This is a genomic window from Arthrobacter sp. FW306-1B-F12A, from assembly GCF_058781865.1.
Map to the genome: position 1 here is coordinate 20,444 of NZ_JBYSXD010000008.1, position 25,220 is coordinate 45,663.

The 25,220-nt window shown below is 63.5% G+C and carries 21 protein-coding genes and 1 pseudogene; 17 read left to right on the forward strand and 5 right to left on the reverse strand.

The features are described from left to right. Nucleotides 1-110 precede the first annotated feature (110 nt). Both AC3WJU_RS06235 and AC3WJU_RS06240 read left to right on the forward strand, forming a co-directional pair. Entirely contained in the window at nt 111-1,604 is a 1,494-nt protein-coding gene (locus tag AC3WJU_RS06235; RefSeq protein ID WP_492259448.1) for a glycoside hydrolase family 32 protein, read from the forward strand. Nucleotides 1,605-1,747: 143 nt separating this feature from the next. Then, nucleotides 1,748-2,166: pseudogene (locus AC3WJU_RS06240) on the forward strand (alpha/beta fold hydrolase); the annotation flags it as partial. Between the two features lie 18 nt (nt 2,167-2,184). Here AC3WJU_RS06240 and AC3WJU_RS06245 read toward each other — a convergent pair. Together AC3WJU_RS06245 and AC3WJU_RS06250 are read right to left on the reverse strand one after the other, a co-directional pair. After that, on the reverse strand, nt 2,185-3,984 hold the full coding sequence (locus AC3WJU_RS06245; protein ID WP_492259449.1) for a hypothetical protein: 1,800 nt from the start codon (nt 3,982-3,984) through the stop codon (nt 2,185-2,187). A 901-nt stretch (nt 3,985-4,885) separates the two neighbouring features. Further along, on the reverse strand, nt 4,886-5,026 hold the full coding sequence (locus tag AC3WJU_RS06250) for a hypothetical protein (RefSeq protein ID WP_284991708.1): 141 nt from the start codon (nt 5,024-5,026) through the stop codon (nt 4,886-4,888). A gap of 367 nt (nt 5,027-5,393) precedes the next feature. Between AC3WJU_RS06250 and AC3WJU_RS06255 the strand changes: the two genes are divergently transcribed. From AC3WJU_RS06255 to AC3WJU_RS06270, 4 genes are all read left to right on the forward strand, one after another. Beyond that, on the forward strand, nt 5,394-6,005 hold the full coding sequence (locus AC3WJU_RS06255) for a helix-turn-helix transcriptional regulator (protein ID WP_492259450.1): 612 nt from the start codon (nt 5,394-5,396) through the stop codon (nt 6,003-6,005). A gap of 81 nt (nt 6,006-6,086) precedes the next feature. Next, a complete protein-coding gene (locus AC3WJU_RS06260) occupies nt 6,087-6,542 on the forward strand; it encodes a hypothetical protein (RefSeq protein WP_284991706.1) in 456 nt (151 codons plus the stop codon). Between the two features lie 516 nt (nt 6,543-7,058). Then, a complete protein-coding gene (locus AC3WJU_RS06265; protein WP_284991705.1) occupies nt 7,059-8,117 on the forward strand; it encodes an LLM class flavin-dependent oxidoreductase in 1,059 nt (352 codons plus the stop codon). 686 nt (nt 8,118-8,803) lie between these two features. Then, a complete protein-coding gene (locus AC3WJU_RS06270) occupies nt 8,804-10,267 on the forward strand; it encodes an MGDG synthase family glycosyltransferase (protein WP_492259451.1) in 1,464 nt (487 codons plus the stop codon). Nucleotides 10,268-10,293: 26 nt separating this feature from the next. Here AC3WJU_RS06270 and AC3WJU_RS06275 read toward each other — a convergent pair whose 3' ends face one another. Then, nucleotides 10,294-12,549, reverse strand: a complete 2,256-nt coding sequence (locus tag AC3WJU_RS06275; protein ID WP_492259452.1) for a beta-glucosidase family protein — start codon at nt 12,547-12,549, stop codon at nt 10,294-10,296. Nucleotides 12,550-12,819: 270 nt separating this feature from the next. Here AC3WJU_RS06275 and AC3WJU_RS06280 point away from each other — a divergent pair, with 270 nt between their 5' ends. The 8 genes from AC3WJU_RS06280 (at nt 12,820) to AC3WJU_RS06315 (ending at nt 18,767) form a co-directional block, all read left to right on the forward strand. After that, the gene (locus tag AC3WJU_RS06280; protein WP_307053366.1) at nt 12,820-13,083 is read left to right on the forward strand and encodes a hypothetical protein; all 264 of its coding nucleotides are present in this window, start codon (nt 12,820-12,822) and stop codon (nt 13,081-13,083) included. A 31-nt stretch (nt 13,084-13,114) separates the two neighbouring features. Then, entirely contained in the window at nt 13,115-13,453 is a 339-nt protein-coding gene (locus AC3WJU_RS06285) for a LapA family protein (protein WP_307053365.1), read from the forward strand. A 205-nt stretch (nt 13,454-13,658) separates the two neighbouring features. Next, a complete protein-coding gene (locus tag AC3WJU_RS06290; RefSeq protein WP_492259453.1) occupies nt 13,659-13,853 on the forward strand; it encodes a hypothetical protein in 195 nt (64 codons plus the stop codon). Nucleotides 13,854-14,453: 600 nt separating this feature from the next. Beyond that, entirely contained in the window at nt 14,454-14,834 is a 381-nt protein-coding gene (locus AC3WJU_RS06295; protein WP_492259454.1) for an oxidoreductase, read from the forward strand. A gap of 245 nt (nt 14,835-15,079) precedes the next feature. Next, nucleotides 15,080-15,793 (forward strand): SDR family oxidoreductase, encoded by a 714-nt coding sequence (locus tag AC3WJU_RS06300; protein ID WP_492259455.1) that lies wholly within the window; start codon nt 15,080-15,082, stop codon nt 15,791-15,793. Nucleotides 15,794-15,980: 187 nt separating this feature from the next. Then, the gene (locus tag AC3WJU_RS06305; protein WP_492259456.1) at nt 15,981-16,979 is read left to right on the forward strand and encodes an NADP-dependent oxidoreductase; all 999 of its coding nucleotides are present in this window, start codon (nt 15,981-15,983) and stop codon (nt 16,977-16,979) included. 48 nt (nt 16,980-17,027) lie between these two features. Next, nucleotides 17,028-17,894: an alpha/beta fold hydrolase gene (locus AC3WJU_RS06310; RefSeq protein WP_492259457.1), complete on the forward strand. Its 867-nt coding sequence runs from the start codon at nt 17,028-17,030 to the stop codon at nt 17,892-17,894. A 270-nt stretch (nt 17,895-18,164) separates the two neighbouring features. Further along, nucleotides 18,165-18,767, forward strand: coding sequence for a TetR/AcrR family transcriptional regulator (locus tag AC3WJU_RS06315; protein ID WP_441438048.1), 603 nt, complete (start codon nt 18,165-18,167; stop codon nt 18,765-18,767). Between the two features lie 108 nt (nt 18,768-18,875). Here AC3WJU_RS06315 and AC3WJU_RS06320 read toward each other — a convergent pair whose 3' ends face one another. Beyond that, nucleotides 18,876-19,913 carry an NAD-dependent epimerase/dehydratase family protein gene (locus tag AC3WJU_RS06320; RefSeq protein ID WP_492259458.1) on the reverse strand — a complete coding sequence of 346 codons (1,038 nt, stop codon included), beginning with the start codon at nt 19,911-19,913 and terminating at the stop codon, nt 18,876-18,878. 276 nt (nt 19,914-20,189) lie between these two features. Continuing rightward, nucleotides 20,190-21,542, reverse strand: coding sequence for a NosD domain-containing protein (locus AC3WJU_RS06325; RefSeq protein ID WP_492259459.1), 1,353 nt, complete (start codon nt 21,540-21,542; stop codon nt 20,190-20,192). A 392-nt stretch (nt 21,543-21,934) separates the two neighbouring features. Between AC3WJU_RS06325 and AC3WJU_RS06330 the strand changes: the two genes are divergently transcribed. From AC3WJU_RS06330 to AC3WJU_RS06340, 3 genes are all read left to right on the forward strand, one after another. Beyond that, a complete protein-coding gene (locus AC3WJU_RS06330) occupies nt 21,935-23,215 on the forward strand; it encodes an ABC transporter substrate-binding protein (RefSeq protein WP_492259460.1) in 1,281 nt (426 codons plus the stop codon). 66 nt (nt 23,216-23,281) lie between these two features. Next, entirely contained in the window at nt 23,282-24,169 is an 888-nt protein-coding gene (locus AC3WJU_RS06335) for a carbohydrate ABC transporter permease (protein ID WP_284991694.1), read from the forward strand. A gap of 119 nt (nt 24,170-24,288) precedes the next feature. Continuing rightward, nucleotides 24,289-25,212: a carbohydrate ABC transporter permease gene (locus AC3WJU_RS06340; RefSeq protein WP_370872101.1), complete on the forward strand. Its 924-nt coding sequence runs from the start codon at nt 24,289-24,291 to the stop codon at nt 25,210-25,212. Nucleotides 25,213-25,220: the final 8 nt, after the last annotated feature.

Consider the following 25,220-nt stretch of genomic DNA (forward strand, 5'->3'; position numbering starts at 1 on the left):
GCTAACACCGGCATCCGTCCAGCCGCCGAACAGCGCCCCGCGCCGTTCGCCGGCTGGATGGCCGCACCCACCCTTCCTCAGGAAGACGAAATGAAATGAGACTTTGATTCATGACCGCGGTAACCGCGCCCACACGTGAGGCTTTCCGGCCGGCGATGCATTACGCCAGCAAGGACACCTGGCTCAATGACCCCAACGGCCTCATCTACTACGAGGGTAATTACCACCTCTACTACCAGAACAACCCCTTTGGGAATGTCTGGGGAAACATGTCCTGGGGGCACGCCACCTCCACCAACCTCATCACGTGGACAGAGCAACCCGTCGCTATTGCCTGCGACGATTACGAGGACATCTTCTCCGGCAGCGTCGTTTACGACCAGCACAACACCAGCGGACTCGGCGACGGAACTGTTGCACCCCTGGTCGCCATCTACACAAGTGCCTACAAGGAGAACTCACAGCACGCCGGGATCCAGGCCCAGTCACTCGCGTGGAGCACGGACGGTGGCTACACCTGGTCCAAGTACCACGGAAACCCGGTCCTGAACCGCAGTTCCGCGAACTTCCGCGACCCGAAGGTGTTCCGCTACAACGGCCCGGCCGGCGCCTATTGGGTAATGGTCGCTGTCGAGGCACTGGATTTCACGGTCGTGATGTACCGCTCCGATGACCTCAAGAGCTGGGACTACCTCAGCAGTTTCGGGCGCGCCAACGCCACTGGCGGAGTCTGGGAATGTCCTGACCTGTTTCCTCTGCCACTTGACGGGAACGAGGACCTGATCCGATGGGTCCTGACCGTTAACCTCAATCCGGGCGGCCCAAACGGAGGATCTGCGGGACAGTACTTCGTTGGCGAATTCGACGGCGTGACGTTCAGGTCCGAAACCACGGTCACCGAAGGCGACCAGGATCCGGCGCGCCTGACCGAGTATCACTGGCTCGACTGGGGCCGGGACTACTACGCTGCCGTTTCCTTCAGCAACGTTCCGGACGGTCGCCGGCTCATGATGGCCTGGATGAACAACTGGCAGTACGGCAACGACATTCCAACCTCCCCGTGGCGAAGCCCCATGTCGCTTGTACGCGAGGTCTCGCTGGTCACCTCTGAAGGGACACCGCACCTCACCCAGCAGGCAGTGATTGACCCCGCAGCGCTTACCCGCACAGTTGCCTACACAGAGCTCGACGTCGATGGCATCCGTTCCGTGGCAGGCGGGGGCGCCGTGCAACTCATCGAGGTAACGTTTGTGCCCGGTTCCGCAGATGAATTTGGCCTCGTGATCCGCGGCAACGGCAACGAAGGTACAAGGATCGGCATCCGTCCGGGTGACGGCAGACTGCTCGTGGATCGAACGGTCTCGGGCAACACCGCGTTCCACGGCGCCTTTTCATCGATCGACACCGCGCCCCTGCGTGCCATGGATGGAGCGTATAGCCTGCGCATTTTCGTTGATCACTGCTCTGTGGAGATCTTCGCCCAAGACGGAGAAGTCACCCTCACCGAGCTGATCTTCCCAGACCCCTCCGGCACCGGCGTGTCGCTGTACACCACCGGAGGAACCGCAAAGGTCGGTTCGCTCAGGCTCACCACCCTCGCCTGACCATGGCTACCCAACCGCCGGATGGTTTCAAACCCACCAATCAACGCAACGGGTGGACGACGGCGACGCAGCTTGCGGGCCAGGGGACGCGCCTGAAATCGAGAGTCCCCTGGCGCGCGTGGGTTTGAGCGCCTTGCCGCTGCCGTGTCACCAAGGCAGCGTTCCTGGCATCCCTTGAACCATTCGTCCTGCAGACCGAAGACAACCCCACCGGCTGTCCCTCATCGGTATTCGACGGCATCCGAAGCGCTGCTATCGAGGACCGCTACGCCTGGTTCACCAACTTCTACTGAGACTTCTTCAACACGGACAATTTCCTCGCCACCCGCCTCAGCGAAGAGGCGCTGCGTAACGCATGGAACGTGGCCGGCGGCTCGTCCTGGTACGCCTCCTTCGCCGCCCTCGACTCATGGCTGACGGACTTCCGCACCGACGTCGAACAGGTCAACGTCCGGCCCTGATCGTTCACGGCACGGACGACCGCATCCTGCCCATCGACTCGACCGGACGCGAGTTCACCAAGCGCCTCCCGTCCGCCGAGTATGTGGAGATCCAAGACGCACTGAACTACGACAAGGAACTACCTGGAATTCCCCGCACGGCGGCCCCTTGCCGTCCCCAGAACGCCAACTCCAGCAGCAACCAGGATCAAGATCCCGCCGAACACGTACGGAACCCAGTTGATGTCATCGGAAACTTTGGACACGTCCGCCGCTACTACCGCAGCGTGGTCGGGCTTCGGCGTGACAGTAGGCATAGGGGTCGCCCCCGCAGGAGTCGGACCGGTCAAGGTCTGATCGGGAACCTTTGGGACTTCGAACGGTGCCACGACGGCGGAATCCGCTTCCGTCCGTGTCGCGGGGGTCAGGCTGGTGAACGCCAACGGCTTCGGAGTCACTACCGCTACCGGCTGGACCGGTGCCGGAGACACGGGTTCCGAGGTGACAGGAGGATAAACCGGGATGATCGGAACTGCCGATTCCACGATGAACGCGGCCTGGATGACATCACCGTTTGTGGTCCTCAGCGTCAGCGTATACGTTCCAGGGCTATTCACCCGATAAGCATTCTCACTATTGTGCGTACCGAACGTGCCATCTCGCTCTGCCATGGTTCGGAAGACACCGACGTTGGGGATTGTGATCACTAGGAGCGCGTCGGGATCGAAGCCGCTGCCGGTGAGCCGTACATAGCCTCCTGCGGTCACCACCGGGGTCACTGTAATCACTGGCGTGACCCTAGGCACCACCGTGATGACGGTGCTGGAGACCCGCTTGCCGTCTTCCGAGGTAGCCGTGATAGTACGAGGACCGGTCGGCGCATTGAAAGGCATCCATGGCGTGAACGCGAACATACCATCCGGTCCCACGAATTGAGTGGCGATGACGGCTCTGTTCATGTCGACGGTGACCATCTCACCTGGTCTGTAATCGGAGACCGTGATAGTGAACGGTTCCCCTTGTTGCACCTCGGCCTGAGCAAAGGTGACGGGGTGGAAGACATACCCCGTCACGGTAGCGGTGGCGGAGAGAACGCTGGAGCCTGCGTACGCCTTGATGCTGTGATCACCGACGGGAGTATCGCGTGAGGTCCCGATATCTACAGCGAGCTTGCCGTCGGCATCGGTGTAGATGGTCTCCTTCCGTACATCATCCATGAAGAGCGATACCTGGGCATTCGGCCGGAAGCCGCTGCCGGTGACCACAATCGGTGCGATCTGCTCCGCCGGAGCGATGGGGTCCAGCTTGGCATTCGGGTGGACGTTGTCGATGATGGTGACCGTGGTGCTCGCGAAGGTGTTGTAGACACCGGTTGCGGTGATAGTCACCGTGACTCCGACCTGGAGCCACGTTCCACCATCGACCGGAATGGAGGCCGTTAAGGCGCCGCTGGCATCGGAGGTCACCACCGTCCCGGGGAAGGATGGTGATGCTGTCACTACCACCTGGGAGTTCGGCACGAAGCCGGTTCCATTGACGATGATCTTGTCGTTGTTGGCGACTGCCGATACCGTCGGACTGAGCGACGGCATATATGCGTCGACCGTGGAGGTGACCGTCTTGGTGGTGCTCCGATCGGTAAGAGGGTCCGTGACCGATGAACTCAGCGAGGATGGAAGCGGGTTCGAGGCGGCAGCCTTGATGGAAGCCACAGGAGCAGCAACAGGTGCAAGCTTCGCCGGCGTCGGCGTGGGAGCAGTCTGGGGCGTAACAGCGGCACCAGACTTGACCGCCGCCGAAGTGGTCGGAACGGGAGTCGGGGCCGCGATTGTGGTCCCCTGAGCCGGGGTTGGAGCAGGCACCCCGGCAGCCACCGCCGCTGGCGCGGCGATCATGCCGGGCACGACGAGTGCAGCCCCAGCCACGACACCCAAGGTCACGCGTCGAAAGCTCCTCGTCTGATTCACCAAAGAACTGACAGGGCTGGCAACAATTATTCTCAATTTTCCCCCAATATCCACGAAGCCCAAAAACTGTCCATGTACGAATTCAAAACGGGCAACAGACCGATTCATTGAGAATCGTATCGGGACGCCGTCGGTCACGGTACGAATCCCGTTGTTCGCGCAACATCTCGTCCGTCGTGTCTCGGTTTCGGAGCACACCCTGCTGCCCCGAGATCCGCCCGGAGCCGGCGAGCTGATGATCCATTATCGGCGAGTGGTTCGGCCGCCAGAACGACTATGGCAGTCTAAACCCCGTCGTAATACAGGGTTTGGCCAGGGAAACAGATAGCGACAACAGTTGGGGCACGTCGTCCTGAACGGTAGATAAAAGTAGATGTCCGGCTAAATTCGTATGAGTTGACTGGAACGAATTCGAGCGCTTTCAACACTCGAACCCGCAATAGGTGAAACTCTGTCAACAGGCAGGGGCCAAAAGCCCCTGATCTGCGAAAACACTGTGCCCAAGCTGGGACTCGAACCGGCTTCCAACCCGCAAAAAAGACTGGGAAGTCCGGAAAATATTCTGAGTACGGTCCGAACCGGCACCGACATAGCCGAGTCCGACGGCAAGAGTGCGCACATAGTGCACACGCGATTTTCCGGCTTTGGGCCCGCTTCCCGGCCACGATCGAGTTACTCAAACATACGGGTACGGGTTGCCGCCTCAGGCGATCTGGATCCGTTCGTCGCCGAGTTCAACCTCCGCACGAAGCCGGCAACCGACCGCATCAGCATATTTCCGCAGTGTGCCGAACATGGCGCGCTCGATGTCACAGTGTTGGACACAGGACAACACCCTGTTCTGGCTGACGCACAGTCGCGTAGCCAACTCGACCTACGTCAGGTCCGATGCCTCAGGGAGCCTCTGAAGCCGATACGCCCGGACCTGATCAAGCAGCTGGTTCTTATGGGCTTCCACCATTTCGCGGTCAACAGGCCTCTTGTCCAAGAATTCCTCCAATGAATTCGCCACCACGATGCCTCCTTTCCGCATCCCGTTCCTGAATCGGGCCGAGCCGCGAGCTCAGGCGCCCTCAAGGCGCTTCAACAACCCCGCATCGTGGCGCAGCACAAAGTCCAAGCCAGCACTGACATCAGGACCAGAGCCGCGACGAGAGTCCAAATCGGCCCCTTGGCTGACAACGTCCGGTTTGGAGGCGTGGGCCTCGTCAGCCGACTGACCCGCCCGACGGACGCTGTCTTCTGGAAGAGGCCGGTTCATACCCACGCCCGATCGTACCAACGCATCAAGGAACACAGTTCGTTGACGGACAAGTTCAACCGGCCATTGCTGACACCATTCGGTGACGTAATGAAATGGTGAAGGAGGACGTTTGACGAACATGACCAGCATCGACACACCGGCGGCGGCCGGTTCGATCATCCGCGCCCGGCGCCAGGAACGAGGGCTTTCACAACAGTCGCTCGCAAAGGCAAGTGGTGTTTCACGGAAGTTCATCGTTGACCTCGAAGCCGGTCACGAACGCGCCGAACTCGGCAAGACCATGGCCGTCCTCCACACACTCGGGCTCTCGCTAACCGCCTCCGACCCTATGCCCCGCGGCAGCGACTACGACCCGGCACGGCGGGACTACGCCGAAACTTTCACACAGCTGATCGGCTCGGGGGACTTCGAATTCGCCATCAAAATGCTCGCCGACTACGCCACCGCCTCCCTCAAAGCCGGACGGCCGCTCCTCCAACGCAGCCCCCGACTCAAGGACCCGCACTGGTCCGCCGCCCTGGCAGGGATCACCAACTACACCGCACACCGGCTCGGGCAACCCGCCCCGTCCTGGACCAAACGCGTCAAAGCACTCAAAGAGGCGTGGATGCCGGCCGAGTCCTACCGACACGTCCGGGAACCCATGAAACAACTCACCATGTCCGAAACACCCGCCGAACTCGCCGCCCTGAACGTCTTCATCCGCGAACGCAGCCTGGCCACCGCATGAGCGGCGGAGAACTCACCGCCGATCAAATCCGTGCCCTCCTCCACGAACTCGGCCGGCGCCTGCAAGCCCAAGGTGTCCACGGTGACATCAAACTCGTCGGCGGGCGCCGCACTCATCCTCCAAGGAATCGGCAACCGCCCCACCGCCGACATCGACGCCAGCTACGCCGACCCCACCACCGTCAACGCGATCGTCACGGAAATGGCAGCTGAATACGATCTTGCACCGGATTGGCTCAATTCCAACGCAGCTGCCTTCGTCCCCGACAACGCCGCCTGGGTGACCCTGGAACAAACCGACGGACTCACGATCCAGGCGGCGGACACCGTAACGCTCCTAGCCATGAAAATCGCCGCCGAACGCGACAAAGACACCCTCGACATCGCCCGCCTCCTTCGCCGGCTCAACATCACCAACCCCGACGACGCCATCGACCTCGGCGACCACTCCATCCCCCTGGCCGCAGGCCGGGACAACTACCTCATAGTCGTCGACGACGCCCTCGACGCAGCCGCAACCCTCGAGCCCAACGATTAATCTCCCAGACCAGCCCTCCAGAAAGCGTCTCAACCCGGCCCGCGTTTGGATAACCATCGCAGACATCGAGGCGAGCAGTCGCCTGAGCCCGCTTAGCGGGCGGAAACCCTTTCTGCCAAGAAGACACCCCTGACACAACCCGTACAGAGGGCTGTGCTGAGACCTTCTCGGCCGGCATGATCTTCCCGCCTCCCGGACTATGTGCTCGTTGACGAGCACATAACATGCCTGCGAATTCCGGCTGGCGAGTTCCGTTCCCGGACAACCGTCGCCCATCCGCAAGTTCCACGAGTTGTTGCATCCTGCATTCACGAATCATGACCGGCTGGTTTCGTCCGGAGACGCTTATCGGGCACCCCTGTGGAGGGAGCTCCATCTCCGGCAGGCGTTCGATGCCGGCAACGTGGCACTGCTCACCTCAGCCGACACGAAGGGTAACCTCCCGCCATTGTCAGAAGAACCTGCAGGTTCCGGCGCATATTCTGAGATCAGCCGTATCCGCTCCTGAAGGAAGCCATGCCCGACACCTCACGTCCCTTACGCAAACTTGGATTCCTCACTATCGGCCTGTTCGATCCAGCGGATCCCGCCTCGGGCCACGAATCCACTTTGCAGATCATCGAACTTGGCGAAGGCCTCGGATTCGACAGCGCGTGGCTGCGGCACCGTCATCTGCAGTTCGGAATCTCCTCCCCCATCGCGATGATGGCCGCCGCCAGCCAGCGCACCTCACGGATCGAGCTTGGAACCGCTGTAACCCCGCTGGGCTGGGAAAACCCCTTGCGCCTTGCCGAAGACCTGGCCACCGTGGATCTGCTCGCCGGGGGACGCATCAATCCGGGGCTGAGCGTGGGTGAACCGATGCACTACGACACACTGAAGCACGAGCTGTACCCGGATTCCTCCGAGTTAGAGGATTTCAGCTACGGGCGTCTGAACCGATTTGCCCGGCTGATCGCGGGGGAAAAGGTTCGGGACTTTTCCGGCAGGCAGGGTGTAGTCGAGGAATTCTCCAACCGCGTCGAGCCGCACTCTGCCGGGCTCCGGGATCGCCTTTGGTATGGGGCGGCCAGCAGGAAATCGGCCGTCTGGGCCGGGGCAAACGGCTTCAATCTGCTCTCCAGCAGCGTCATCTTTCCGGAAGCGGATCAGGAACCGGACTTTGCCCGAATCCAGCAGTCGCAGATTCGCGCCTTCCGTGAAGCCGCTGAAACGTCAGCCCAGGCGCACGGACAGGCCCGTGTGTCGCAGGGCCTGGTGGTCATCCCAACTGATTCGGCATCGCCGGGTCAGCGGGAGAAATACCAGCGGTATGTTGACGAACGAACTCCCCGCACACGGGCGCCACAGGGGGCAAGGGGCATGCTGTTCGCCGCGGATCTGATCGGTACCAGCGACGAGATCGCCGAGCAGCTATACGCACACGCAGGATTCCAGGAAGTCGACGAGGTGGCGTTTGCGCTGCCCTTCAGCTTCGACCACGAGGATTACATCCAGATCCTCACCGACATCGCCAGCAAGCTCGGTCCAGCCCTGGGATGGACTCCAGCTGAAGTCCGGCGCGACCCGCAGTAGGCGTCACGGCCTTCGATCGACCACACGTTGGGCAATCCTGGGCGGCTGTGCGCTGCCGAGTCGCGGTGCTCCCAGTCGTCAGAGCAGTCCCACGAGCGCGGCCTGACTCCCGCTCACACTGTTCTCGGGGTTGTGGATTCCTTGGCTGACAAGCGACAGTTCCAGAAAGGATGCAAGCGAAAATGACCGCCGTTGCAGTCCCTCCGCGCAAGAAATCGCCATCTCCCACTGCCCAAGGACGAAGACGACGCACAGGGGCGCACCGCAGGGTGGATATGAAACCACCCCTGCCCGACACCTGATCCCAAACACCGGCACCCCGCGCCGGATTTTATGCACTACGGACCCGAGGCAAGGCCTTGGACTCCGTATTGCATAGAGCACGCATCCGGTCAAAGAGGGCTGAAGGCCGTTAGCAGGCAGCCGTGGCCTGGACCAGTTCACCGCTTCCGCAGCCTCGACAGATGACATCTCCTCGGCCATCATCTGCCGGCACTGCCGCACCTTCGTCCCGCCCAGACCAAGCTTTTGATCCATTGATTGCGAAGACGAAGCAGGGCAGGCCAGGCCGGATCAACGCATGGTGCCTGCCCGGGCTCGCTCAGGAGGTACCGGCCCGGCCCTTTGCATCACCGAGCACGGCCAGGCCTCGTCCGTGTGGTGATGCGGCCTGCTAGCCTCACTCCATGCGCAGAACATCGGCACGAGGCTCAGGCACTGCCAGAGGAGAGCGCGTACTGATCATGTCCGCAGGGGTTGGATCAGGGCACAACAGCGCGGCGGCGGCGGTACACCAGGCATGTGCCGCGCGCACTGACATCGCCGAGGTGCAGGTGCTGGACGTGCTGCAGGTAAGTAGCGTGCTCTACCGCGCGCTGCTGGGGAAGGGATACTTCGTCCTGGTCGAGGGCTTACCCTGGCTGGTCGAGTGGGGTTACGACATCAGCAACCCGCCCTTCCGGCGCCGCGGCCCAATCGACCCCTGGACACGAGTGAACGCCAGTCCGGTCATCAGTGCGATCAAGAGGTTCCGACCGACCGCGATCGTGTGCACGCACTTCCTGCCCGCCCAGCTGTTGGCGTCGTTACTCCTCCGGGGCGTGGTTGACGCAAAAACCGCTGTCGTGACGACGGACTATGACTTCCAGGGCCTGTGGCTCTCGGGCGCGTTCCACATGATCTTTGTGGCCAGGGAGGAAGGCAGGGTGGAGCTGACGGCGCTCGGCCTTCCTCCCGACCGAGTGATGGCCACGGGCATCCCGATCAGCAAGCCGGTCGGTCCCGCGCCCGTGCGCGATCGTAATAAGCCACCGATGCTGCTGATCTCGGCGGGTGCGACCGGCGGGGACTATGCGTTCTCCGTGGTGCGTCAGACGATGCATATGCGCTCGGAATTCACGGCCACGGTCGTGTGCGGAAACAACGACGTGCTGCGGCAGCGCATCGAGAAGCTGGTGGCGACCGCCGGTGACCGCTACCGCGTGCTCGGCTTCACCACGGAGATGCCGCAGCTGCTGGGCCGCGCGGACCTGTTTGTCGGCAAGCCGGGCGGGCTCTCAGCGTCGGAGTGCATGGCTGCGGGGCTGCCCATGGTGCTTGTAAACCCCATCCCGGGGCAGGAGGTTCGCAACGGCGACTACCTGATGGAGCAAGGGGCGGCCGTCCGCTGCAACAGCCCCGCAACCATCGGCTGGAAGATCGACGAGGTGCTGCGCGAGCCCGGCCGGCTGCAGCGGATGCAGGAGGCCGCGCGGAGAACCGGCCGCCCCGACGCCGCGGCGGACGTCCTGAGCGGCCTGCTGGGCGGGCCGTCACGTCCGCTGGTCGTGACCCGCGCTGCGCAAAGGACAGTTCTTGCCGCGAGCGAGCAGCGTTTCGTTGCCACCGATCTCACAGGGCCCTCGTCGCTGGTCCGTCTGGTTGACCGGGCCGCTGGCAGCACCGTAGCGCTGCTGCAAGCCGAGGAGCTTTCCGACCTGCAGAAACGGTACGCGACTCCGGACAGTGGCCTGGTGCTGCGGCGCGGCCAAGCGCCTCTTTTGCTCGGCTGGGAGGAACGGCGGTTGCTTCGCGCCCTGCTGCGGGGCGACACCGCGCTGCCCGTCCGCGCTGTGGGGCCATCGGCACCCTTTCGTCTCCCTCCCGGGTGACCGGTGGGACGCGCCCCATATCGACCTCAGATCGGCTGGCGGTCCGAGACGCCTTCCTGGTCAATCAGTGGCTCCGGGCGCCACAACGGTCCCGCGTCCGCCCAGCCGACCGGGCTGTGTTGGCCGGCGACCAGGCCCCAGTCCCCCGCCCGCGGCGACCAGCGCCCCGTGGACGGATCGCGCTGCAGGATCGGCCCCGCATCCAGGACAACCCGCACCGTCCTCTCCGCGCCGGGCTGCAGCGTCACCTTTTGGAAGCCCAGGAGCTGAGCGACCGGTCTGCGGATGGACACATCGGCAGCGTAGACCTGAACGACGGTCGAGCCCTCACGGCCGCCCGTATTGGTTACAAGCACATCCGCATAGCCGCCGGTGTCGTCGAACCTGTGGTCTAGAAGCCGATGCTCGATCCTCGTGTAGCCCAGGCCGAATCCGAACGGGAAAGCGGGCGCTCGTCCCTCGCCGTCGAGCCGACGTTGACCCCACTTGTCGTCATAGACGACGGACTTCGCCGCGGGGTCGAACGATGGCAGATGCGCGGCGTCCGTTGGCAGCACAAACGGCAGCCGCCCGCCGGGTTCCTCACTGCCGGTCAGCACGCTCGCGAGGGCGCGGCCGCCTTCCATACCGCCATACCAGGCCAGGAGGAGTGCCGGCACCCGGCCTCGCCACGACTCCGTGAGGATCGCACTGCCGCTGATCAGCACGACGACGGTCCGGGGGTTTGCGGCCACGACCGCCTGGATGAGGCGCTCATCGCCGGGGCGCAGCTCAAGGGAGCTGCGGTCGCCGCCCCGGACGAAGCGCGACGCGAGGTGCGCGAGGCCGATGAGCACCCGACGGAGGGGCCCTGAGGCAAAGGCCCGACCGAGGACGCCCACGTCCACGCCGCCAGTAACGACGGACTCACCTTCATCGTGCTGGTCCAGGCCGACGACGACGATCGCCGTCTCCGCGGCGGCTGCCAACGCGGCCGCGGCGCGCTCGTTCCGACCGGAGCTGGTCGTGATCCGCACCCCGGGAAGCGCCTCACGCAGCCCCTGCAGCGGCGAGACCGTAGAGGGAGGCCGAACGCGTGACGAGCCATGATCGCCGAGGTTCGCTCGTGCCGCGAGTCGTCCGATCACCGCAAGATGTCCGGTGGTGGGAGCCAAGGGCAGTAGCGGCGCCGCGCCCACGGTTTCGTTCTTCAGCAGTACGATCGACTCCGCGGCGACCCGATGGGCGAGAGCCCGGTGCGCCGGGGAGGCGATGACGGCGCGGGTAGGGGCCTCCATCTCCCGGGCCGCGGCGTGCTGCACGCACGTGCGCAGGATCCGGCGTGCAGACTGCAGCACTGTCGCCCGGGCCAGGTCACCGTTACGCAGCGCGGCCGGCAGTTCACGGGCGCGCAGCAGTCGCAGCGGCATCTCTACGTCCATTCCTGCCTGCAGGCTGAGGAACGCGTCATGGGTGCCGAACACCCAATCGCTCGTCACGAACCCGGAGAAGCCCCACTCCTGTCTCAACACGTCCGTGAGCAGGGCGCGATTGACGTCCATGTACTCGCCTCGCACCCGGTTGTAGGAACTCATTACAGAGTCCGCGCCGGCTTCCACGACCGCCCTGAAGTGGGGCAAGTACACCTCGTGCAGGGCGTGTTCGTCGACCGACACGTCGACCTCGAAGCGCTCGTTCTCCATCGAGTTGAGCGCGAAGTGCTTTACGCACGCCATCGCGTTCACGCGCACGCCCCGGGTGATGGCAGCTCCCATCCGGGCGGTCAGCACCGGATCCTCCCCGTAGCACTCCTGAGCCCGACCCCACGCGGGGTGGCGAAGCAGGTTTACGCACACGGACGCGGAGTAGTTTGCTCCCCGAGCCCTGGTCTCTAGACCGATCGCAAGCCCGACCCGTTCCTCCAGCGACGGATCCCAGGTCGCGGCCCGCGCAATTGTCACAGGGAAGGCGGTGGAGGCGCCGATCACGACGCCGCGGCCACCGTCGCTGAAACGGATGCCCGGTATGCCCAACCGCGAGACCGCCCCGGCCACGAACGGCACCCTATTGAGCAGTATCGGGATGAGCGGGAGCAGCAGCCCGGGAGAGTCGCCGTCGAGCAGGCCGAGGATCTCCCCATCCGTCATCAGATCGATCAGTAGCTCCGCGGCCTCATCCGCGTCCAGCTCGCCCGCCCGGACTGCCCTGACCGCCTCGCCGTAGGCGCTGCTCTCCGCCGACATCGTGTCCGTCAAAGCCAGCCCTTGCGTTCGCGCTGCCCGTCGTCCCGCAGCAATCTTCATACACTAAAGCCCGCAGTAATCTTCATGCCTAAAGTCTGCACCCTGTGAGTCCGCGTTTGCGAAGCCGCCGGGAATCCCCTCGCTGGAGTCGCTTCCGACTCGCGCGGGGTTCCTCATCGCATCTCCATTAGCGGCGGCCAGTCGGTCAGCCTATACGACACTCCCCCTGTTACCTGTCTTTCAGCGTTCGCCGGGCGTACGCTGAACACGTCCCCGGTACCGGACCGGCCCGGGTCCTTTGCCTCCGGATTCAACCAGTAAGGGATCACCATGGAGATAAACCTCAGGGACCACTGGGACAGCCTCAGCCCCGAAACCCGGCAATGGCTCACCGAGAACCCCGGGTGCGTGGTTCTACCGCGCACGATCACGGAGACGATCCATCAGGAAACCGGAATCACCGCGGACTCGGACCAGCACGACCAGGCGCCGCTCTCCCCCGAAGACCTCGACTTCCTCCGGGCCCGGGCCGAAGCAACGCCCGCCCCGACGGAGCACCGGTTCTTCGACACAATACAGCCCGGAGAAGGCTGAAGCTGAGCGTCAAAGGACAAAGGAGTCCCCCATGAATGCAGAACCACGGCCGGCACCGGAGCCTTCCCATCCGCCCGCACCGGGCACGGGCCAGCCGGCAGGACGCCGGCCGATGGTCACGCGCGCCGGAATGGCCTGGACCGCCACCATAGCCGCCCTCGTGCTCCTGATCCTGCTCATCGCGTTCATCGTGCAGAACCAGGACGCCGCCAGGGTCAGGTTCTTCGGCCTGGACGGGACGATCTCCCTGGGCATTGCCCTGCTCATCGCCGCGGTCGGAGGCGGGGCCCTGGTTGCCGTAGCCGGTGCAGTACGCATCATCCAACTCCGGGCCCGCACCCGCCGCACTCCGACGACGCCAGTGCCCTGACACCACACAGGCCCTACCCCATCCAGGGAGCCTACATTCAGGAACCCCTTGGAGACTGGCAGGTGTGCTCCAGGGGCAAAGGTCGTGCTCAAGGCGCCGGCATCGTCGTCCATGCTCGGCCCAAACGGCCCAAACGGCCTGCGGCGCCACCTTCGGGCGCAGCTTTGGAACGTTCACATTCGGGGCTTGGCCGGGAATTGGCAGGGTGACGGACGGAACAAGGCACCCCGCCGACTGCCCATCGGGAATTCCGAACATCAACCTGGGACATCTTCCATCGGACCTCTCGTCGAAGCAGATGTTTCTCGATAAGGATGGCGCTGCACTGCAAATCGGTGTCGCCGGTGGCCAGTCGCACGACAATGTCGAAGACATCGTCGTGCTGAAGCCGTGCCGGTAACCGTTGATCCGCAGCAGCAAGACCCTCAGAATCCACGCGATGCATTTGGTGCCGTCGATGATTAGGGGAAACCCGGTCAGGGACTCGAGCAGCGCCGCCTTCAGGGCCAGCTGGGAATAAGCTTCGGCGCCCATGACCGCCGTGGCGGGACGCACTAAGGCCAAGGCGAGCAGGTTGACGTCGCGCATCTGGAACCCATACTTCCTGTTTACCGTGCCGGACCTACTGAGACGGTGCATGAATGGCACGAGCACATCCGCGCCATCGATTCAAGGTAAGAGCGAGAACGATTTCATCCTGTTCGGTCGTGCCGCCCGATATCCCAAGCCCAACAAATTGCCCCCGGGCAGTTCAATCGGTCCGCCCTTCCCCGAACGACACAAGGTGGCCTCCCGAGCACGCTGTGAGGTTGTACAAGGCTTGTCCCGGTCGCATTCTCAGGGGAATATTATCTGAGCTTACTCAGTTATGAGTGTAATCACTACCGGGTAGCCGCATCAGCAGGTCTTAGCGTCCACGCCGGCCGAACATCGGCTGGATGACGGTGATTGCTCTGAAACATCGAACGCAAAAGGACTAACCAATGACCCTTTCTTCACTGTGGCAACCGGGATCTACACCGCCGAGCATGTCGAGGGCTGGCGAAGCGTCACCGAAGCAGTTCACGCCCGGGGCGGGGCGGTGTTCATCCAGCTCATGCATGCGGGCCGCATGTCCCACCCGGACAACACTCCTCACCACCGTCAGCCCATGGCGCCCTCGGCGATCTCCGCAGATCAGAATATTTTAACGCCGACCGGACCCCAGAAGACGCCGTCACCGCGACAGCTGAGCGCGGAGGATATCCAGGCCACCGTGGCTGACTTCCGCCTCGCGGCAGCTTCGGCCATCGCAGCCGGCGCCGACGGAGTTGAAATCCACGGCGCTAACGGGTATGGGGCCGACGGCGGTGCTCGCGGTCCGCTACGGACGCAACCGTGAGCAGATAGCCGACGACGTCGCGGCCGGCCTTGCGGACGTTGCCCCACTGGGCCGTTTCGCACTGGCCAATCCCGACATCGTTGAGCGTCTGCGCTCAAACGCCCCCTGAACGAGATGGATCCCAGCACTCTCTACGGCGGCGGGGCAGACGGATACACCGACTACCCGGCCCTTGCCCACGCCTAATCCCGCACCATCCACGCCGCCCGGCGCGGACGGAAAATCAACACAAGAAAGTTCGTGAAATGCACTCACTCAATGGAGCAGTCGTCCTCGTCACCGGCGCAAACGGCGGCATTGGAACCCACTTCGTCCACGGCGCCCTCGCACGCGGCGCCAGCAAGGTTTACGCCACCGCCCGCACCCCGCGCACCTGGGAGGACGAGCGCATCGTCCCCCTTACCCTCGACGTCACAGACCCGGACTCAATACGGGCCGCAGTCGAGGCTGCGGGCGATGTCACAGTGCTGATCAACAACGCCGGGGCCGGCGTTGCAACCCCGGGCATCCTTACCCACACCGACGCGGAAATCCGGAGCAACGTGGAGACGAACTTCCTTGGCCCGCTATTCCTCGCCCGCGCCTTCGCACCGATCCTGTCAGCCAAGGCCGAATCCGCAATCATCGACATCCACTCCGCCATGAGCTGGTACGCCGTCGGCGGCATCTACAGTGCCACCAAGGCCGCCCTCTGGTCGGCCACCAACTCACTGCGCCTGGAGCTCGCCCCCGAAGGGGTACACGTGGTGGGCGTCCACGTCGGCTACGTCGACACGGCAATGGCTGCGCATGCCACCGACCCGAAAATGGACCCGGCCGATCTGGTCACCACGGTATTGGATGCCCTCGAAGTCGGCGAGTACGAGGTCCTCGCCGACGAGACGTCCATCCAGCTCAAGGCCGGACTCAGCGCCCCCATCGAGGCGCTCTACCCCCAACTTGCGCGCAGCAAGTCCTAGAAACAGCAGCAGCGCCGTGGTGATGAATCCAACACGTCGCCACGGCGCTTTCCATTACCGCTTGACAATTAACTGAGTACCGTCATAATTGATTGTAGTCACTTTAACCGGACGTCGCCCCGCGACGAAGATACTGTCGCCACCGGCGCCGACTACAAGAACATCCACCCAGAAGGAGCATCGCGGCATGCGGGCATTCGTGATCAACAAGTACAAGGAACCGCTGCGCGAAGCCGAGGTTGCTGAACCCGCCGTCGGCGAACGGGACGTGCTCGTGCAGGTGCAGGCTGCCGGCCTGAACCAGCTGGACGAGAAGATCCGCCTGGGTGAGTTCAAACAGATCCTTCCCTACAAGCTCCAGCTGATCCTCGGCAACGACCTCGCCGGCACCGTGCTGCGCGTCGGGGAAAGAGTGACGGGGTTCAAGCCCGGCGATGAGGTCTACGCCCGCCCCAACCAGGACCGCATCGGCACATTTGCCGAACGTATTGCCGTCGCGGAGGAAGACCTTGCACTCAAGCCCGTCTCGGCCACCATGGAGGAGGCCGGTTCGCTGCCTCTCGTGGCTCTTACCGCGTGGCAGGCCCTCGTCGAGCAGGGCCAGGTGCAGCCAGGTCAGAAAGTACTCATTCATGCCGGCGCCGGCGGAGTCGGTTCCATCGCCATCCAGCTGGCCAAGCATCTCGGCGCGACCGTCGCAACCACAGCCAGCAGCTCCAACGCCGGGTTCCTGCGGGACCTCGGCGCTGACATCGTCATCGACTACCGCACCCAGGACTTCGAGCAGCTCCTGAGCGGATACGACCTGGTGCTGGACAGCCTCGGAGGCGAGAACCTGCAGAAATCACTGCGCATCCTCAAGCCCGGCGGGAAGGCGATAGGGATCGCCGGCCCGCCCGATCCGCCCTTCGCCCGCAAAGCAGGCCTGAACCCCATACTGCGCCTGGCGATCACCGGGCTCAGCAGCAAGATCCGGAGGCAAGCCAGGAAGCTCGGCGTCAGCTATGAGTTCCTCTTCATGCGAGCCAGCGGCGACCAACTACGCCAGATCAGCGCCCTCGTTGACGCCGGCGTGCTGCGCCCCATCGTAGGGAAGGTCTTCACCTTCGGCCAGGCTCCGGAGGCACTGCAATCCCTGGCCGCAGGGGGCTTCCGGGGCAAAGCAGTGCTCACCCTCACCAACTGACCCGCCGCCAGCGACTCTTCACGCAAAGAATCCAGGAGAACACCCGTCATGGACAACACCGACGCCCCGAACGAACCAGTCATCACCTCGTACGCGAAGGCACCTGCCCGCACTGTCACCGCCGGAGGCGTCAGCTACGCCTACCGCGAGCTGGGGCCCAAGGGCGGCATCCCCGTCGTGTTCTTCGTGCACCTGGCAGCCACCCTTGATAACTGGGACCCCCGTATCATCGACCCCATTGCCAAGAACCGCCACGTCATTACCTTCGACCAGCCCGGCGTCGGCGCCTCCACCGGACGGGTTCCGGACAACATCGAGGCAATGGCCGACGACGCCTACACCTTCATCAAGGCCCTTGGGTTCGACAAGATAGACGTCTTCTCCTTCTCACTGGGCGGCATGATCGCCCAGGACCTTGCCCTCAAACATCCCGACCGTGTCCGCAAACTCGTCCTGACCGGAACCGGTCCGCGCGGGGGCAAAGACATCGACAAGGTCGTCGGCACCACCTACCGGGACATCCTCCGGGCAACCCTGACCCGGTCCGACCCCAAGGAATTCCTGTTCTTCAACCGCAACGCCACCGGCAAACCCGCTGCGAAAGCCTTCATCAAACGCCTGCAGGAGCGAACCATCGACCGCGACAAACCAATCAGCACCCGTGCATTCCAGACGCAGCTGAAGGCCATCCAGGCGTTCGGCCGCTCCGCCCCGTCGGACCTGTCCACCCTCACGCACCCCACTCTTATCGCCAATGGCGACAACGACCGCATGGTGCCCTCCGTCCTCTCCGAAGACCTGCACCGGCGCATCAAGGGATCCGAACTGATCATCTACCCCGACTCCGGCCACGGCAGCATCTTCCAGCACCACACCCGGTTCGCACCCGCCGTCGTCGAATTCCTCGCCCCGTGACCACCACCGCCCGCGACCAGAAGTCATCAATGGGCACCTCACCACCAACCACCGGACCACACCTGGAAAAGCACTTCACTTCTTCAGCCATCAGCTGAAGCCGGGGGCCTATGCCATCCATGCCTATGACGTTGAAGCAGCACTGACGTATGTCAAGCGTGGCGGGATCCTCCCCCACTACGAAGAGCAGGGGCGCCGACCGGAGGGCCGGTTTACGCAGCGCCCGTATACTCATTATTGAGTCGAGTCAGTTTATCTCCGGAGGAACCCATGCCTGTCACGTCCCAGCCGCTCGGACGGCGCGAGCGGAACAAGCAGGAGAAGCTGGACCGCATTACCGCCGCAGCCAGTGAGCTGTTCGCCGAATACGGGGTCGAGGACGTCACCACCCAGCAGATCGCCGACAAGGCCGACATCGGCACCGGAACCCTCTTCCTCTACGCCAAAACCAAGGGAGAACTCCTCCTCCTCGTTCAGAACGCCCACTACGCCGAAGCTCTCCAGCGGGGCCGGGCGGATGCTGAAACCACCCCGGATGCCCTGGGTGCGGTGATGGCCATCGTGCGGCCGATCGTGGAGTGCAACCGAACCCAGATCGACAACGGACGCTTCTACCTGCGGGAAATGGTCTTCGGCGACCCCACCGAGCCACAGCACAGCGCTGCTCTATCCATCGTTGCGCAAACCGAGGAAGCCATTGCCGCCATACTCGACAGGGACAAACCGGCCGGCACGGGTGACGCCGCGACGACTGCGCGCATTGTCTCCGCGATCATGTTTGTCAGCATGGCCGCAAGCGTAAACGCCGGATTGGAAACCGAAGCACTGGTGCAGGACATCAGGACACAAATCAGCCTGCTCATACCCCGCTGACGCGGCCGGCAAACTCGATCAGGACGGCAGCCACTCGTTACGTTTGCGGTCGGCGAGGCAAACCTCTGGCCTCTGGCCATAGCACCTTGGCACACGAATCGCCCTAAATCAGCAGCACTGGTCGGCGAAGCCCCTGCAGGAATATCGGCACCTTTGGGCGATGTCCACCTGCTCGGTGGTTAAGTTTCCGGCGGCAATGGCCGCCTGGACTTGCAAGGCCAGTGTGTCCGTGTACCACCCTCGACTGGATGACGTTGAGTAGTCGCTGGTTCGTGCTTCAACCTGATCGTCGCTGAGTCCGGTGACCTGATTGATCCACGCTCCGAAGTCACGGCTCGGCGCGTAGCCTGTCTCGGTCCAGCCGAGTTTGCTTGGCTTTACGGGGGGTGCCGAGATGTCCAGGCCAAAGCGCTGGACTACGGTCCGGGCCCCGGGGAAAAGGCGGTCTGCGGTGCCGATTGGGTCAAGTTTCCACTCGGCCAGGTCTGCGGCCGGGACTGCGTCCGGATGAAGGGCATCCAACACCAGCCCGCCGTCGTTTGCTGCCACATAGTCCGTCGACAACACGATTGCGTCGAGCACGTCATTGCGATCTACGCGCTCGTAGAGCAGGCCGCGACCATAGTCACGGGCCCAGTCCGTCCAGGGCACCAGCGAAGCAGGGCGGACCGCAACATATGATATGCCGTGACGCCTCCGGTGATAGTCCAAAAGCTGCTCGCCGATGACTTTCGTGAATCCGTAGACGTCGCTCGAGTCATGCCAAGCCTGCGAGGAAAGCCAGACCACTTTCCCCACGCCGGCGGCGACGGCCGCCTGCAGGGTGCGGAATGTGCCATTTACATTGAGGTCCCAGAATTCCGTTTCAGTGTGATCGGCGACGTGGATGCCGTGCAGGGCCGGCAGGTGCACGAGAATGTCGGCGTCGACCATCGCGGCCTGGAGGCCCCCTCCGGTCCGGACGTCCGCCGCGTCGAAGCGTGCTTCCGTAGCCAGGCCGTCGACGGGTTTAAGGTCGGACAGGGTCAACTGGTATCCAGCGGCTAGGAGTCGTGGGGCGAGGCCACGGCCGATGTTCCCGCCGGCACCGGTCATAACGACGCGCGTACCCCTTGGCGCGGTGGCGGCATGGTTTCCGTAATTCATTACGCTCCTTTCCGGAAGTCGAGACATGCTGGAGGGTTTCTCCGGCATGCCCTGATCCGGGTCTTCGGTAGGTTCGTTGCCCCGAGCACGCCTGGCTTGCCTCACGGGCGGTTAGATCGGGCCAGCACCGGCGTGTCTGGCGAGACCTCGGCCGGATGATCGACGAGGTGACATTTCTGCCTTGACGGCAGCGGCCGGCAGGGCAGATCAATGCGTGGGAGCGCGCCGCGAGGACGGAGACCCGGCTTCGGGACACGCTCCTGGCGCGTTGGTCTGTCAGGGGGTCGGCCGGATAGCAGTGTCTGAACTGTAGGAGGTGATCTGGGAGGCTGTCCCGCTGTCGAGCACTTTCGAGTGGGTGGTTGAGGCGTCGAGAACGACGTGCTGAGAAGCGACGTCGCTGACCACGTGGTTGAGCGCGACGACGTTGGCGTCCCCTCCGGCGATCAGGATCTGCGTCGGTTGGGCGCCGGCGGGGGCGATGTTGGCGGGCGGGACGTTGTAGGCGAAGAGGTTGTCCGAGATGAGGTTGTTGTCTCCCGCGACGTGGACTACGCCGTAGAGGTCGTCGAGGCCGTTGCCGCGGCCGATGAACGGCGGGTACCCCTCGTTGGTCCGGCGGATGTGGTTGGCCGTGATGAGGTTTTCCTTGCAGCCGTTCAGCAGGCGGAGCATGCCCGGGTAGAAGCCCTGGAGCCTGTTCGAAGTGACCGAGCACCGGTTGCAGCCGCTGAATTCGATGAGGCTGCGGCCCCGGGGGAAGAGGTTGTTGCCCGTGACGAGGAGGCCTTCGTGGTTTTCGGCCAGGAGCGTGACCCCGTCAGGACCGGCGCCCATGTGATTGCCGCTGACAGTTGTCGCCTGCCCGGCCCCGGTGAGCTCGACGCAGTTGCCGCATTCGGCGATCATGTTGTCGTTGACGCGGAGTGCGTCCGCGCCGCGCACGATCAGGGCGTGTTCGAGGTAGACGAATCCCATGCCGGTGATGTGGAAGGAGTCGTTATCGGAGGCGACTTCGATTCCGGTCTTGCCGTTGTGGTAGCTGTTCTTCTCGGGGGTGAATCCGACTCCGTCAAGGCAGAAGTCCCGGAACACTATTCCTGAAAGACGCGGATCCCCCGCCCGCTTGACGAGGAATGCCTGGGGCGCGCTCGGAGAGGTCAGGACGCGGATGTGGCTGGCTCCGGGCTGGAGGTTCTGCCATCCGGTCGGGTTCGAGTTGTCGAGGATGCTTCGGGAGAAGAAGCCATGCCCGAAGCCGGCGATGGTCAGGTAGCTCACATCGACGACGACCTGGGTGTGCAGGTCGTAGTCGCCCGGAGGGATGATGATCGCGGCTCCGGGACGCGCGTCCGGGGACGTCTGCCGCTGCTTGATGTCGGCGATGATGTCGTTGATGACCGCCCCGATGTCGGATTGCGCGGTGACCTCCGGGTGGGCCTTGATCCTCCAGGTGGTGACGTCGTACGTGTTGGGCGAATTGAGGGGTGCGCCTTGCTGGCCGTCGGCCGCATTAGCATTCTGTGTTGTTCCGAAAGTCAATGCAGCCGCAAGCGTTCCGGCTGCTCCGGCACCGATCAGCCGGCGGCGGCTTGGATTCGCATTTTCTAGATTCTTTCCAGTTACCACGGGTTTCTCCTCTGTATGAGATAAGACTGCTGCTCAGAATCGGGCGTTGCCGGGCCGGCCGCCGAAGGCTTGACTGTCCTTGTCATCCGCCTCGGCGGCATCACGCTCTTGTTCCCGGGAAACGGCTAATGTCCCACGTGGACTAATGTCACAACTCATGTGCCAAACCGTTTGGGCTAACCAGAGATGACACTAGGAGCCCGGCATGACGGCTGTCAACGCCAAAATTCGGACGGAAGTTTTTGGCACATCCGACGGCGTCTACCAATGATTTGTGACCCTTGACACCCGCCGCGCCCTGCGCGTAATCTGTTGCCAAGTCGTTTTGGCAAAACGGTTTTTCATCTTATCCCGTCTTCGTATTCCGTTCCCGAGAAAGGGAGTCGACAGCGATGTCCTCTCGAAAAACAATCTCCAGGCTTGCCGCCCTCGGCAGCCTTTCAGCCGCGGTAATCCTGGCCGCGACCGCATGCGGCGCAGGGGGCCCGGCGACGTCCGGGGGCGCCGCCGGCAGTTCCATCAACGTCCTCGTGGAGGCAGGCGGCCATGCAGAACTGCAGCCCATCGCCGACCAGTGCAAGAAGGACACCGGGGTCAACGTCAACTTCGTCGAACTCCCCTACGATGGCCTCTTCAACCGTCTCTCCAGCGAATTCTCCTCCGGCACTGTCTCCTTCGATGTTGCGGCTCTTGACTCCGTGTGGCTGCCCAGTTTCAAGGACGCCCTGCAGCCCATCGATGAGCTCTTCACTGACGAGGCAAAGAAGGACATCTTCCCTTCACTGGTCAAGGAAGCCAACGTCGATGGCCATTTCATTGGAATGCCGGCGTGGACCAACGCCGAGATAGTCCTCTACCGCAAGGACCTCTTTGAGGACGCCAAGAACAAGGCCGACTTCAAGGCCCAGTACGGCTACGATCTCGCCGCGCCGAAGACCTGGCAGCAGTACCAGGACATCTCCGCCTTCTTCACCAAGGACGGCATGTATGGCACGGACGTCAAGGGCGGCGTTGAAACCGAGTACCTCACCCACGTGCTGCAGGCCGGATCGCCCATGGTCCTGGACAGCAACAACAACGTCGTGATTGACAACGCGGCCCACAAACAAGCGCTGGATTTCTACACCAGCCTCGTCAAGGACGCCCCGGCCGGCGCGGCCCAGGTCGACTGGGCCGCCGCCCAGAACCTCTTCAACCAGGGCAAGACAGCCATGACCCAGTTCTGGGCCCACGCGTACCGGCAGATCCCCAAGGACTCTCCCGTCTACGGCAAGGTTGGAACAGCCCCGATGATCGGCGGGTCCGCCGGTGTTGCCGGTGTTCCGGGCCCCTGGTACCTCTCGGTACCCAAGGCCACCAAGAACACGGACGCCGCGAAGAAGTTCGTCAAGTGCGCCTTCGACCACAATGACCTGGCCATCCAGTCAAGCCTTGGCCTGGCAGCACGGGTCTCCGCCTTCCAGAAGTACCAGGACCAGCCCGGCTACGAGAGCTTCAAACCGCTGATCGAAACACTCAACGCTCCCGCGACGGCAACCCGTCCGGCAACAGCAAAGTGGCAGCAGATCGTCGACACCGTACTGGTTCCGATGCTCCAGAAGGCCGTCGCCGGCGGAGACAGCACGACCTTGCTCGCGGATGCCAAGTCCAAGATCCAAGCCCTCCTTAAATAAGACTCCGCGGCCGGCAGCAGCCCATGGCGTTGCCGGCCGCGGCCCCAACCAGCGGAAGAGAATCCCGTGCGCATCCCTGATCGCCGCTTCGCCCTCTACCTGATGACCCCGGCGGCGTTGTTCCTCGCAGTCTTTGTTGCCTACCCGTTGTTCCGGTTGGTCACGGACAGCTTCTTCAAAATCTCCCCGATCGTCGGGGGCCCCCGTGACTTCGTGGGCCTGGACAACTACGTCCGGGCCTTCACCTCAGAGGCCTTCATCGGTGCAGGATGGCGGACCCTCGCCTACACCCTGATGGTGGTGACCCTCGAGTTCACCCTGGGCCTGGGCATGGCCCTGCTGTTCACGACCCTGGGCCGGAAATCCCAGGTCTGGCGGACCATGTTCCTGTATCCGCTCATGATTGCCCCGATCGTGGCCGGCCTGCTGTGGAAGTTCCTCATGATCGACAACTTCGGCCTTCTCGGCACCCTGCTGAGCCAGGCCGGTATCCTGCAGAACCCCAACCAGATCGGCTGGCTGTCGAACCCGGACATTGTCCTGTTCTCCGTCGCCGTCCCGGACATCTGGCTCACGACGTCGTTCATGTGCCTCGTGCTGTTCGCAGGCCTGCAGAACATCCCGGGAGACCTCATCGAGGCGGCCAGGCTCGACGGTGCCCGCGCGCCGTCGCTGCTTTTCCGGATCATTCTTCCGCTGCTCCGGCCGGTCATCGCCGTGGCGCTGGTGGTCCGCGGCATCGACGCAGCCCGGGCCTTTGACACCATCCTCATCCAGACCAACGGCGGACCACAATCCGCCTCCGAAACCATGAGCCTGCTCATCTACCGCACGATGATCCGCTTCGGCGACCCAGGCCTCGCAAGCGCCATGGGCACCATCTACCTGCTGGCCATGCTCGCCATCGCCTTCGTCGCCGTAACCACCATCTGGCGGCCAGGAAAGGACACCTGATGAGCTCGGCCCAGACCCCCGACGACGGCGCCATGCTGGCCGCCGCCGTTCCCGACCGGCCACGCCACGCCGGCATCGCATACCGCAATGCGCCGGCACCGCACCAAACGGAGAGCACCATGCCAAGCCGAACAGCGACTGCGCCTCAGACCACCACGGAACCGGCGTCGGCCGGCGCTGTCCGCAGGCGCCGCGGCGTCAATCGCGAAGGACTCGAAGCCGGCAAACGCAGCACCAGGACCATCCTGTGGATCCTCCTCGCCGCGGCGCTCGTCCTCTACGGCTTCCCGTTCCTGTACCTGCTGTTCACGTCCTTCAAGACGCCGATCGACACCATTGCCGTGCCGCCGACGATCCTCCCCAAGGAATGGACGCTCGATAACTACATCAACGCCCTGGGCCGCAACGGAGTGCCGGCGTCGTTCATCAACAGCATCCAGACCGCCGTCATCAGCACCCTGCTCTCGCTCATCCTGGCCGTCCCGGCGGCCTACGGCATCACACGCTACAAAACAGCCAGTGGCAGGGTGTTCATCATGGCTGCGCTCGTCACCCGCATGGTCCCCCCGGTCGCCATCGGCATCCCGCTGGCGTCCATGATGGCCTCGGTCGGACTGGCCGACACTCCGATCGCACTGTCCATCGCGCACACAACCATCTCGCTGCCGCTCTCCATCTGGCTCATGTCCAGCTTCTTCGAGGCCGTCCCACAGGACCTGGAAGAAGCAGCTACCGTGGATGGCTGCAGCCGGCTCGGAGCCCTGTGGCGGGTGGTCATCCCGGTGGTCTCCGGAGGCATCGCCGTGACAGCGATCTTCGCCTTCCTCGCCTCCTGGAACGAATTCCTGTTCGCGCTACTCATGACCGCCGTCCGGTCCCAGACCACACCCGTGGTCATCGCAAACTTCCAGACCCAGTTCGGACTGGACTGGGGATCCATGACAGCCCTCGCCGCCGTCTACTCGATCCCCGTCATCCTTCTCACCCTTCTCTTGCAGCGCAAGATCGTCGCAGGCATGACCCTCGGCGCCGTCAAGGGCTGAGAAGCCAC

Excerpts from the sequence above, each read along its gene's own strand:
- AC3WJU_RS06310 (WP_492259457.1), top strand. The coding sequence starts at position 17,028 with ATGGACAACACCGACGCCCCGAACGAACCAGTCATCACCTCGTACGCG.
- AC3WJU_RS06270 (WP_492259451.1), top strand. The coding sequence starts at position 8,804 with ATGCGCAGAACATCGGCACGAGGCTCAGGCACTGCCAGAGGAGAGCGC.
- AC3WJU_RS06305 (WP_492259456.1), top strand. The coding sequence starts at position 15,981 with ATGCGGGCATTCGTGATCAACAAGTACAAGGAACCGCTGCGCGAAGCC.
- AC3WJU_RS06320 (WP_492259458.1), bottom strand. The coding sequence starts at position 19,913 with ATGAATTACGGAAACCATGCCGCCACCGCGCCAAGGGGTACGCGCGTC.
- AC3WJU_RS06255 (WP_492259450.1), top strand. The coding sequence starts at position 5,394 with ATGACCAGCATCGACACACCGGCGGCGGCCGGTTCGATCATCCGCGCC.
- AC3WJU_RS06340 (WP_370872101.1), top strand. The coding sequence starts at position 24,289 with ATGCCAAGCCGAACAGCGACTGCGCCTCAGACCACCACGGAACCGGCG.
- AC3WJU_RS06280 (WP_307053366.1), top strand. The coding sequence starts at position 12,820 with ATGGAGATAAACCTCAGGGACCACTGGGACAGCCTCAGCCCCGAAACC.
- AC3WJU_RS06330 (WP_492259460.1), top strand. The coding sequence starts at position 21,935 with ATGTCCTCTCGAAAAACAATCTCCAGGCTTGCCGCCCTCGGCAGCCTT.
- AC3WJU_RS06275 (WP_492259452.1), bottom strand. The coding sequence starts at position 12,549 with ATGAAGATTGCTGCGGGACGACGGGCAGCGCGAACGCAAGGGCTGGCT.
- AC3WJU_RS06235 (WP_492259448.1), top strand. The coding sequence starts at position 111 with ATGACCGCGGTAACCGCGCCCACACGTGAGGCTTTCCGGCCGGCGATG.
- AC3WJU_RS06315 (WP_441438048.1), top strand. The coding sequence starts at position 18,165 with ATGCCTGTCACGTCCCAGCCGCTCGGACGGCGCGAGCGGAACAAGCAG.
- AC3WJU_RS06265 (WP_284991705.1), top strand. The coding sequence starts at position 7,059 with ATGCCCGACACCTCACGTCCCTTACGCAAACTTGGATTCCTCACTATC.
- AC3WJU_RS06285 (WP_307053365.1), top strand. The coding sequence starts at position 13,115 with ATGAATGCAGAACCACGGCCGGCACCGGAGCCTTCCCATCCGCCCGCA.
- AC3WJU_RS06300 (WP_492259455.1), top strand. The coding sequence starts at position 15,080 with ATGCACTCACTCAATGGAGCAGTCGTCCTCGTCACCGGCGCAAACGGC.